This is a genomic window from Methanobacterium lacus, assembly GCF_000191585.1.
In the GTDB taxonomy this organism is placed as follows: Archaea; Methanobacteriota; Methanobacteria; order Methanobacteriales; family Methanobacteriaceae; genus Methanobacterium_B; species Methanobacterium_B lacus.
This window is the reverse complement of record NC_015216.1, coordinates 2,571,860-2,583,753: the sequence shown is the minus strand read 5'-3', so window position 1 is coordinate 2,583,753 and position 11,894 is coordinate 2,571,860. Positions and strand designations below refer to the sequence as shown.

The window sequence follows — 11,894 nt, the reverse complement described above, 5'->3', positions numbered from 1 at the left end:
TATGTGAAAAAGTGCTCGTGTGCACACGATAAAATATAGATTTTAATAAAAAAATTTTTTTAATTAAGAGTAAGTAAACCTCAATGCAATACAGAATACTGCTAGAACAACTGTCATAATGACGACTTGTTCAGGAGAAAGTTTAGGCCCCTTAGTTTCGTCTTCAAAGTACCTCACAAGTCCGGCACCGCTTGGAGGAAGTACTTGTTTATCTTTTTTTGCCATTTATAATCACCACTTAAATTATCAATACAATAAAAATATCATATTATACAACTGATTTGATCCTTTATATCTTAATCCTTATATCTGTATGGTTTTATTTATATGGATTTTTGGTTTATTAAATTAATCCCCTAAAAAAAATGGTAGGTACGTGACTAAAACATCTCACCAATTCAGGGTTTAAAATCTTTAGAATGGTTTAATAATTAACAGGGAATGTATTTGTTATTTTATCTTTGAATAATTAGGCAACAAGACTATTTTTTGTAATTTTGTTTGCACTGAAGCGGAACATGTGCAGAATGGGATTTTGTGTCTATTTTAGATAACATGGGGATAGAAATAGCAACCATATGGATCACAAATCACCGTGAAGAATAGGGATATAAATTACCAGTTTGGATAATTAATAGTTATACGATATTTATTTGTTAATTAAGATTGTTTTAGATGTTTTTTCACTGTTTGGTTGATTTCCCAAACTTTAAATGTTGGATTATACATAAAAATAATAGGATTACAAAGTCACTAAAGAAATTTATGGAGTTATTTTAACATTTAAACTAAAAATTTGCATACATCAAAGGAAAAGGGAGCAACATGGGATATTTTGAGGTTTTAGAGAAAGAAACACTGAAATTATATGAAATAGCTAAAAGTGCCAGGTCTAAGGGGCATGATATTGAACTTGAACCTGAAATTCCATTAGCAAAGGACCTTGCCGAGCGTGTTGAGGGATTGGTTGGGCCTAAAGGTGTTGCTGCCAGAATAAAGGAACTGGAAACGGACATTTCCCGTGAAGAAGTAGCCTTCCAAATTGCCCGAGAAATCGTAACAGATACTGATGTTGAGGGAAGGGATGATACCCTCGAAGTCAGGGAACAAAAATCTGATCAGGCCATAAGAACAGCTTTGGCCATCCTAACTGAAGGAGTGGTAGCGGCTCCGCTGGAGGGAATAGCCAAACTCAAGATCAAGAGAAATTTTGACAGCGGATATTACCTTGCTGTTTATTTTGCAGGACCGATTAGGAGTGCTGGAGGTACAGCAGCAGCACTTGCAGTTTTAATAGGAGATTACATTAGAATTTCACTTGAGTTGGATACTTACAAACCTGTAGATACTGAGATCGAAAGATACGTGGAAGAGGTTGAGCTTTACGAATCTGAAGTCACAAACCTCCAGTACTCTCCAAAACCAGAAGAAGTCAGGAAAGCAGTTAAAAACATACCTGTAGAAGTTACGGGGGAGCCAACAGACAAGATAGAAGTGTCTCACAGGGATCTGGAACGTGTTGAAACCAACAACATTAGGGGAGGTGCTCTACTTGCAATTGCAGAGGGAGTTATACAGAAGGCCCCCAAGGTCATGAAATATGCTAAGAAACTAAAGATAGATGGATGGGATTGGTTGGGTGAGTTTTCAAAGGCCCCAGATCCTAATGCTGATGATTCTGATGCTGCTCCTAAAGTAGATGATAAGTACATGCGTGATATCATAGGTGGAAGACCTGTGATGGCATATCCTCAGGCTAAGGGCGGTTTCAGATTAAGGTATGGCAGATCCAGAAATGCTGGCCTTGCAGCCATGGGCGTACACCCCTCAACAATGGAAATTGTTGAGTTCTTGGCAGTTGGAACCCAGATGAAAATTGAAAGACCTGGTAAAGGAAACTGTGTAGTTCCATGTGACAGTATCGAAGGACCCATAGTTAAATTAAAGGACGGTAGTGTTGTTAAAGTAGAATCTGAACAACAGGCAAAGAAAATAAAATATCAAGTCGAAGAAATAGTATTTTTAGGCGACATGCTTGTACCGTTCGGTGAATTTTTGAGAAACAACCATATAATGCTTCCTGCAGGATGGTGCAGTGAATGGTGGGTTCAAACCATTCAAAAATCTGAGAGTTACCAAGAATCTGATTTAGATATAAAGTCTCTTGAAACCGAAAAAATTGATGCTAAAACTGCATTTGAAATTTCAGAGAAATATGATGTTCCACTACATCCAGATTACACCTACTGCTATCATGATGTAACAACGCAGGACATCAACGAACTGATCCAGTTCATAAACAGGGAACTGAAAACCAGTGACGACCCTGATTTAAAGGCAGTTTCAGAAAGGATCTATGATGAAGGTTCTGGTGGATTAAAACTTCCTATCTCTCCAGAAAAAAGGATTTTAGAAGTTCTGGGAATTCCCCACGAGATTGATGGAGATGAACTGATTATCTCTAGGGAAGATGCTTACGTGCTTTTAAATACCTTGAACCGGCCAGTGGAAACTGAAGGTTCAAACACATTGGAAGCTGTGAACTCAATTGCTCCAGTTCAAATTATGGCCAAGGCACCAACTTATCTTGGAGCCAGGGTGGGTAGGCCTGAAAAATCCAAGGAAAGGAAAATGAAACCAGCACCTCACGCTCTTTTCCCAATTGGAACAAATGGAGGAAACAGGCGTAACATAATTGATGCAGCTAAGAAGGGCACAATTAACGTAGACATAGCAAGATGTAAATGCACTGAATGTGGTGTTGGATCGATGCAGGCTTTGTGTCCAGTATGTGGTGCTAGAACTGAACCTACTAGCTCGGGAAAGAAAAGAATCAACCTTGCAAACCTCCTTAAAAAGGCATACGAAAATGTGGGTGTCAGGAAAATTGATGAAATAAAGGGCGTGGTTGGGATGATATCAGAAGACAAATTCCCAGAACCCCTGGAAAAAGGAATATTAAGGGCTAAAAATGATGTTTTTACCTTTAAAGATGCTACAATTAGGCATGATTCAACCAACCTTCCACTCACCCACTTCATACCCAGTGAAATTGGTGTGACTCCTCAGAAACTACTGGAACTTGGATACACAAATGATATTCATGGTGACAAGATTGAAGATCCTGACCAGATAGTTGAGATCAAAATTCAAGATGTGGTTGTCTCTGAGAACTGCGGCGACTACTTGATCAGGGTATCCCATTTTGTGGATGATCTTCTTGAGCAGCTATACGGACTTGAGAGGTTCTACAACGTACAAACAAGGGAAGATCTTGTGGGACAACTGGTTGTTGGCCTTGCACCCCATACCTCGGCAGGGGTTCTTGGTAGAATTGTGGGTTTCACAAAGGCAGCATGTTGTTATGCCCATCCATACTTTCACTCAGCTAAGAGGAGAAATTGCGACAGTGACGAAGATTCCATTATGTTGCTTTTGGATGCTTTGCTGAACTTTTCCAAGGTTTATCTTCCAAGTACAAGGGGTGGTAAGATGGATGCGCCACTGGTTTTGTCTTCACGTATTGATCCTGAAGAAATTGATGATGAATCACACAACATAGATGCCATGCCTTATATTCCACTAGAACTCTACGAAAAGACCTTAGATTTTGAAAAACCATCTGATGTACTTGACTTGGTTGACAATGTTAAAAGAAGGCTGGGAACCGAGGATCAGTATCAAGGTTTGATCTACTCACACACCACTTCAAGCATCCACAGCGGCCCAAAGGTATGCCTCTACAAAACACTTCCAACCATGAAGGAAAAGGTTGATGGTCAGATTAAACTTGCAGAGCGAATACGGGCAGTAGATCAGAAGGGTGTTGTTGAAGGAGTTTTAACTTCGCATTTCCTACCGGATATGGCAGGAAACAGCAGAGCATTTTCTAGGCAGAAGGTTAGATGTACAAAATGTGGAAGGAAATATCGTAGGATTCCATTATCTGGAAACTGTTCATGTGGCAGTAATCTTATACTAAGCATATCAAAGGGATCCGTAGTCAAATACCTTGAAATATCAAAAAATCTTTCCCAAAGGTATCCTATAGATGAATACCTTGTGCAAAGGATAGAACTAATTGAAACAAGCATAAACTCACTATTTGAGAGTGATAAGTCTAAACAAAGTTCTTTGGATGTTTTCTTATGAACCGGACAGATTATTCGTATATTACCAAACATTTTAATATGTGTGGATACAAACAGTTTAACCAGAAAAACTTGTTTTTGAATCTACAAACAATTTTTAACTAGTAGATTTGAAACAGGTCACATCCTATAGGTTCGTCGAAAATAAGAATAAAAATTAATAGTCATGAAATAAATATAAAATACAGGTGTTGTCATGAGGGAAGATATAGAAAGGAACGAACGGATCATAGCCGCTCTTCCAACAAGGGCACAAACGTGTGTCATAAAGAATAATGGGATCTTTGAAAGATTTACCCATGAAAAAATCGTGAAATCATGCTTAATGGTGGGAGCCCCACTATGGGCAGCTGAAAAAATATCATCTTACGTTGCTAAGGCAGCATATGATGGAATATCAACAGCTGAGATAAAAATGTTAGTTTACGACTGCCTCAAGAAGGTAGATTTAAAAACAGCTGACAAATATCTGGCATCAACCGCCCTGAAGGTGCGTACCACAAGGGACACGATAGAACCGTTCGATCAGAGAAAAATAGAAAAAACTCTAATCGTCGAAACAGAAGCATCTGGTGAATTAGCCAGAAAAATAGCGACACAAACATGGAAAGAACTTAAAAAATTGGATGTGGACTACTTAACGGCTCCAATGATAAGAGAAATTGTAAACACTAAACTGGTTGAAAACGGACTAGAAACTCTCCGTAAGAAATATACAAGACTGGGTATTCCTGTTTACAACATCACTAACCTGATAAAAAATGGGTCACGTGATAATGCCAACATGATCCACAACCCTGAAACAGTTCACAAATATGTTGCAGATGAAGCTTTGAAACAGTATGCTCTTTTGAGAATTTTACCAAACGAGCTTGCCGACGCCCATATGAGTGGGGATATTCATATTCATGACTTAGAATTTTTTGCAGGCAGACCTTTAAACTGTTTGCAGCATGATCTTCGTTTTTTCATTAAACATGGACTTAAAGTTGATGGGACCGGCGATCACACATCAGTAGCAGGACCTCCAAACCATATAGAAACTTTAATGAACCATTCCGGGGAAATAATGTTGGCTGCACAGCAAAACATGAGCGGTGGACAGTCAATGAGTCTATGGAATGTATTTGTTGCACCATTTGCTGCTGGATTGCCTTATGGAAAGGTTAAACAGGCAGTTGAAATGCTCATATACAATTTGAACATGGCATACGCTGCAAGGGGTTCACAAGTTCCTTTCACATCCATGAACCTAGAATTTACAGTGCCTAAGTTCCTTGAAGACGAACCTGCATACGGTCCCAAGGGAAAACAGGTAGGAGTTTATGGGGACTATGAAGAAGAAACCCGTCTTTTACAGAGGGCTTTCACTGAAACACTTCTGGCAGGGGATTCTGACGGAAAACCACACCTTTTCCCAAATACCATCTACAATCTAAGGGCCAATATGATGAATGACGAGTTTTATGATGATTTAAAACTTGTTCACGAACTTTCAGCCAAGTATGGTTCATCCTACTTTGTTAACAACCTTCCAGATTACAGGGGAGACATGGCCAACTACATGGGATGCAGAACATCTCTAGGAGATAACTGGACAGGAGACTGGGAACAGGATTGTTTCAGAACTGGAAACCTTGCCTACGTAACTCTCAACCTTCCAAGAATTGCTTACAATTCAAGGGATGATACAGATGTGTTTGAGTACTTGGACTCCTACATGAAACTTGGAGAAGAAGTGCTCATGCTTAGAAGAGAGCAGGCCATGAATTGTCTTGATAATTACAACCTTTTACCATTCCTGACACAGGAAGCAGAAGGAGATCGATACTACCATATCGACAATGCAACTTTATCCTTTGGATTTGTTGGATTGAATGAGATGCTCATGTCCCACTGTGGAAATGGTATCGATGATGACGATGCAAGGAAGTTTGGTTTAGATGTTCTCAAGCACATAAACAAGAGGGCAGATGAACTCAAGGATAAAACTGGACTGAGGTGGAGTGTACTTCAAACTCCAGCTGAATCAACTGCTTACAGGTTTGCAACATTGGATAAAGAAAAATATGGGGACAAAGCAATATTACAGGGAGATGCTGAGGCTTCTTACTACACCAACTCTTCACACGTGCCTGTAAACTCCGATGTGCTGTTACCTGAAAAGATAAAGATCGAAGAAAAATTCCACCCATTGACACTTGGAGGACACATATTCCATGCATTCATGGGAGAATCATACTCCAATCCAGATTCACTAATGAGCCTCACAGAAAAAATAGCTAAAAATTCAGATATAGGCTTTTGGGCATACAGTTCAGCACTGAGCTTCTGCATTAAATGTAAAACTCTGATGAAAGGTCTTCAAACACAGTGTGGTAACTGTGGTGAAACAACAGAAGTTGAATGGTACGATCGTATAACTGGCTATGTTCAGCAAGTGGGAAGATCTAGATCAGCATCTGGTGGTTGGAATCCTGGAAAAATGAAGGAACTAATGGACAGAAAAAGATTTTAAAATGTCCTGATATCCTTTTTTTTTAAACATCTTTTTTTTAACACCCTTGGAGTGGGACGAAATGAAACCTGAAAATGAAGACTTTAACCTAAAAAAGAGGTTGGAAAATATCCACAAGGATATTGATCCAATGAAGACTGAAAAATTCAGGTTGTCAGAGATCAATTATGATTATGTTCAAAATGAATTGCTGACACCAAATTTCATGGAAAAACACACTGAATTCAAAAATTTCTCTGAAATGGTAAGATCCAGTGATTTCAAAATTGAAAATGAGATCGAATTTAGGGATGCGATCGAAACTGAAAAATGGAATCTTCTGGTTAAAGAAAACTCAGATTTCCATGATTGGAATGAGATGTTAAGGGTCGCTGTCATTGATAGGGCCACTCGAAAGTTAACAATATAAATTTTTTTACAGTTCAATAAGCATATGGAGTGAACTTCATGGGCAAAGAATCTTTTCAAGACCTTGTAAATCAACTCACCATTGAGCATGCTCCTGAACAAATTAAACAGTTCCAATGGCTTCACCAACACCCGGAACTGGCTTATCAAGAATTTGAATCAGGAAGGTACATTGCAAGCTATCTCGAAACCTTGGATGGATTGGAAGTTATTTATCCATTCGCGAAAACAGGGATCAAAGCTGTTTTAAAGGGAGAAAACTCTAAAAATGCAGTTGCTATTAGGGCAGATTTCGATGCTCTTCCAGTTAAGGAAGACACTGGGTTGAGCTATGCCTCAAGATCTAAAGGCACTTACAATGGGCAGGAAACTTATGTATCTCATGTATGTGGACATGATGCCAGTGCAGCGACAGCTATGGGAACCGCAACAGTTTTAAATCAACTTAAAGATGATTTAAATGGAGATGTTGTATTTTTATTTCAACCCGCTGAAGAAGGTGTTCCAGATGGAATGAAGGCAGGAGCAGATCTCATGGTTAGTGAGGGTGCCTTGAAAAATCCTGATGTTTCTGCAATCTTTGCTCTACATCCATACAGCAAAGCATATCCTGGCACAGTACTACTTAGCAAAAACACCACTCATGCAGGGTTAAATGATCTTGTAATTAAAATTAAGGGTGTTCAGGCCCATGGTTCAATGCCATGGGTGGGAAGGGATCCCATAGTTGCAGGAGCTGCCATCATAAACTCCCTCCAGACTATTGTGAGTAGGGAAGCGGATCTTATGAGGGGAGCCGCTGTTGTTACAGTGGGCTACTTTCATGGAGGTATTAAGGTTAACATAATTCCTGATCATGCTGAAATGGGATTAACAATCCGTGCACTAGATGAAAACAACCTTAAACTACTTGTTAAACGAGTCACTGAAATCACCAAACTCGTGTCAAAGGCCCATGGATGTGAAGCTGAGATAATCATGGGACAACACGATCCAATGAACAAAAATGACCCTGATCTCTGCAAAAATATGCTAAAAACCATCAGACAAGTAGCAGGAGATGGTAATATGATACTTAAACCGGCCACAACAGGATCTGAAGATTTCTCTTACTTCTCAAATAAGGTGCCTGGGCTTTACCTACACTTTGGAACAGCACCTCAAAACAAACCACTCTCTGAATCAAGACCAAACCATCATCCCGGATTTATGGTTGATGATGATGCATTGAAATTTGCAACAAAACTTGAATGCTGCTTGCTTCACAACTATTTAAAACAACGGTCGATCTAATGGTTTAGATCCATACTACATTTATTTTCAAGAATTATTATAAAAAAAAATAGTGGTTGGGGATCCTTTACTTTTTGAAGTCTTCAACAGATTTTGGGATAATTCCCTTTTTAAGCATGATTGGAAGGGTAACAGATTCTGAGGAAGTCCCAAAACCATGACATAGCATGCTGTGTCTGCCCACACCCCCGGCAACAACCAGAACAATGTCTTCAGGTGAACGGGTTAGGTGCACATGGTCTCCTTCGATCCATTCAGGTTCGATCTTTCTACCTCCCCTGTCAGCAAGCTCAACATCAACGATGCAGTGTTCATGAAGATACTCCTTCACATCCTGTTTGGAAAAACCATGCTTGTAAACTGTTTTAGCATGTTCTGGACTCATTATCAAGAGAAATTCACCGGGAACATGGCTGTTGTTACTGCCAGGTGTTGATGCTGTTTTTGCAATGGTATCAAGCAAATCTTCAGCAGTTTGGCTCCTGTGATCATTCACGTTTTGAGGAGCTTCCACAGCCATCGTAGTTGTGGTACTGACACTGGGATCGTGACCCCTTTCAACACTCAATGAGTCCCAGGGATTCTCAGTTTCATTCTCTCCAAAGGCGTAACTGTACTTGGCAGGTGAACCCATGGTTGCATGGTCACCAACACCAGGAACAGCTCCTGCAATATTTATCATACATAAACGCAGTGCCCTACCAATGGTGGCATTTGCAAGATTTCCCGGACCAAGACAACCTGCACCACTACCTGCACCTATTTCCTTGGATAATGGTCCGTTCATTATGGTGCATATGGCCACAGGATGGGTTGTGGCATTTATCCCAGCAGTATTAAATTTTTCACAGGAAAGGGACTTAACACAGTTCAATACAACCGGCATGAACTGAGGTAAACAACCAGCCATAACAGAATTTATTGCTATCTTCTCGGGAGTTGCAATCCCCATTCTTGGCGGTAAAACAGTCACTGTTTCATTTGGATCTAAATCAGTATATTTAAGAAGTTTTAAAACCCTTTCCTTTGTGGGAGGTATGATTGGGAGTCCGTCTGTCATTCGTTTTAGATAAAATTTTTGACTAATTTTTTCAGGATCAGGGTCAACGAAGACTTCAACATCATTTGGATTTGAAGAGCAAAGCCTATTTTCATCTTTTTTCTCCTCAAGCAAACCCTCAATTGAGCAGGCACACATATCATCAGATTGAACAATTTTGTTATTTTGAACCATTTTCTTTAAACCTCAAAAGTTACCCAGCAGTTCTTTAATTAAAGGCATCATTTTCCTGGTTTTATCGTGAATTTCCGATGTTTTGGTTCCTGCTATGGGATGTTGAACTGTGACTATGTTCAAGTCTTCTGCTCCATGGGCCTTGGCAAGTTCGTGGGAAAACTCTGAAAAACTTGTGGAACATATTGAAATTGTTGGAACACCAATCTTTTCAAGCCGGATTGCATCTAAAATAACCCAGCTGGAGCATGAACCACAATCTCCCAGTCCTAAAATTACAACTTCGCCAAGGGCTGCCTTTTCAAGCTGATTTTGTGTTGCAGGAGCACCTGCAGGTTTTTTAACCCTTATAACTTCGGATTTTCCCAGATTTTCACCTAGGTAGTCTAAAATCACATCAGCTCCGGGTTTTGTATTGTTGAAGAGTGTTAACTTCTTGAAATCCGGATCCACTTTATTTAATTCGATCTTATGATCTCCTGTTTCTGCAACAGGATCCATAACATCCTTCTCTACAACTTTAACTATCATATGTTTTGGTTTTTAGATAAAACCTTAAAAAAATAGGGGAATTTATAAAATTCAGTCTTTCATCCTGAATCTTCTTATTACAAGATCTTTATCGAGGGAAAGAACAAATGAAGCTGCTCTAGGGCCCTGTTTTTTACCTGTAATAACCTTGTAAATTGCCTGAAATGCCTTTTGAGGTTTCATATCCAGATCATGTATCACCAGATACATTTCATCGTAAAATTCCTCGGTATCATAATCCTTCTTCTCAAGGAGGTCTGCAACTTTCAACAAAAATTCCTTCTGTTGGTCGTTAATTTCAACCCTTGGAAGTTTCTTTTGAACCTGGAACTTCACAAATTCTGGGGCGTAGATTTCAAGCCAATTTTTCACGTGTTCAATTCTTCTGGTAAATCTTTCGAGATCCTTGGTTTCCATCTCTTTGAAATCTTTGTCTTCCATTTCCTTTGGAAGTTGAGAATTCTTCTTAAGAATTTCATATATCTTGGATGGATCGTTTCCAGCAATTTGGTAGGCAACTGTTAAAAATCTGTAAGAAGGTTGGAATGGCATAGATTCTTCGAGATTGATTTGGGATGCTTCGTAGATCTTTTTTAACTTTTCTCCCTCTTTTTCAGACGTTGGTTCCTCAGCTGAATAGTAGATACGTTCTACTCTGTCGTACTGTTCAATGAAATCCAAAAATGGCATGGTTGGATCGAAGTCCTTGTGTTTCAATGGTTTGTTTCTGAATATGAAATAATTCAAAGTTTCTGGTTCTGCTATTTCTAGCCACTGTCCTGGAGTAAAAAAGACTCCATGTGATTTTGACATGGCTTCTCCCTTGAGAGTTATCCATTCGTATGGAACTGGGTAGGGTGCATCGTAACCATATATTTCCCTTGAAATAATTTTACTCACGTCGTAGGATCCTCCACTAGCTGCGTGGTCCTTTCCAAATGGTTCGCATGTAATATTGAATATTTTCCATCTTGCTGCCCATTCAACTCTCCATGTGAGTTTTCCTTCACCTGATTTTATGTCCATTTCACCTTTATGGCCACATTTACAGCTGTAATATACTGTGTCTCCTTCGAAGCTGTGGGCGTAGGTGGTGTTAACCCTTCCACATTCACTGCAGATTGGGTTGTAAGGTAACCAGTTATCTTTAAGTGGATGTTCACGAAACTTGTTGAATATTTCCCTGATTTTAGGAGCATTTTCCAGAGCAGTTCTTATGTAATCATCGTAAACCCCGTCTTTGTACATTTCCGCTCCAGAATATACTTCAAGTTCTATTCCAAAGTTTTCAAGAAGGCTTAATAATGGTTTTTCAAAATGTTCAACGAAGTTGGAACAACATCCCTCTGGACATGGAATCTGTGAGTAGGGTATGCCCAGATATTTTTCATAGGATTCTGGGAGTGGGTATGGAACCTTTCTGAGTGGGTCGTGGTCATCTGCAATCCAGATGGTTTTAGACTCATCGTTAAGCTTTTGAAGAGCTTTTGTGACTGCGTTGGCGATAAATATATCGCAAGAATTTCCAATATGTATTGATCCTGATATGGATGTCCCGCTTGCAATTATATGTTCCGGAACATCTTTTTCATTCAAATCGTCTGCGATCCTTTCGATCCAGTGTTTCAATAAAATCACCTTTACTTTAAACTATTCCTTATAAAAATTTAATATGAGAACTTGGTTCAATTTTTAGTGTTTAACTAATTTATAGTCTGAGATTGTGTTTTCACAAAATCAACAAATTTAGTCAATGGCT

At 39.3% G+C, this 11,894-nt stretch carries 8 protein-coding genes; 4 read left to right on the top strand and 4 right to left on the bottom strand.

Annotated features, from left to right (window positions below; translation table 11 throughout):
• Positions 1-63: 63 nt before the first annotated feature.
• Positions 64-225, bottom strand: coding sequence for a preprotein translocase subunit Sec61beta (locus METBO_RS12545; RefSeq protein WP_013646097.1), 162 nt, complete (start codon positions 223-225; stop codon positions 64-66).
• A 600-nt stretch (positions 226-825) separates the two neighbouring features.
• Here METBO_RS12545 and polC point away from each other — a divergent pair.
• The 4 genes from polC to METBO_RS12525 all read left to right on the top strand — a co-directional run bounded on the left by polC (position 826) and on the right by METBO_RS12525 (position 8,370).
• Complete coding sequence (gene polC / locus METBO_RS12540; RefSeq protein ID WP_013646096.1) at positions 826-4,152, top strand: DNA polymerase II large subunit; 3,327 nt, start codon at positions 826-828, stop codon at positions 4,150-4,152.
• A gap of 195 nt (positions 4,153-4,347) precedes the next feature.
• Complete coding sequence (gene nrdD / locus METBO_RS12535) at positions 4,348-6,669, top strand: anaerobic ribonucleoside-triphosphate reductase (protein ID WP_013646095.1); 2,322 nt, start codon at positions 4,348-4,350, stop codon at positions 6,667-6,669.
• A gap of 61 nt (positions 6,670-6,730) precedes the next feature.
• Entirely contained in the window at positions 6,731-7,078 is a 348-nt protein-coding gene (locus tag METBO_RS12530; RefSeq protein WP_013646094.1) for a hypothetical protein, read from the top strand.
• A 38-nt stretch (positions 7,079-7,116) separates the two neighbouring features.
• Positions 7,117-8,370 (top strand): M20 metallopeptidase family protein, encoded by a 1,254-nt coding sequence (locus METBO_RS12525; RefSeq protein ID WP_013646093.1) that lies wholly within the window; start codon positions 7,117-7,119, stop codon positions 8,368-8,370.
• Positions 8,371-8,437: 67 nt separating this feature from the next.
• Here METBO_RS12525 and METBO_RS12520 read toward each other — a convergent pair whose 3' ends face one another.
• Genes METBO_RS12520 through lysS form a run of 3 tightly spaced genes read right to left on the bottom strand, consistent with a single transcriptional unit; the run spans position 8,438 to position 11,764 of the window.
• Complete coding sequence (locus tag METBO_RS12520) at positions 8,438-9,604, bottom strand: hypothetical protein (RefSeq protein ID WP_013646092.1); 1,167 nt, start codon at positions 9,602-9,604, stop codon at positions 8,438-8,440.
• 12 nt (positions 9,605-9,616) lie between these two features.
• Positions 9,617-10,135, bottom strand: coding sequence for a UGSC family (seleno)protein (locus tag METBO_RS12515; RefSeq protein WP_013646091.1), 519 nt, complete (start codon positions 10,133-10,135; stop codon positions 9,617-9,619).
• A gap of 51 nt (positions 10,136-10,186) precedes the next feature.
• A complete protein-coding gene (gene lysS / locus METBO_RS12510) occupies positions 10,187-11,764 on the bottom strand; it encodes a lysine--tRNA ligase (protein WP_013646090.1) in 1,578 nt (525 codons plus the stop codon).
• Positions 11,765-11,894: the final 130 nt, after the last annotated feature.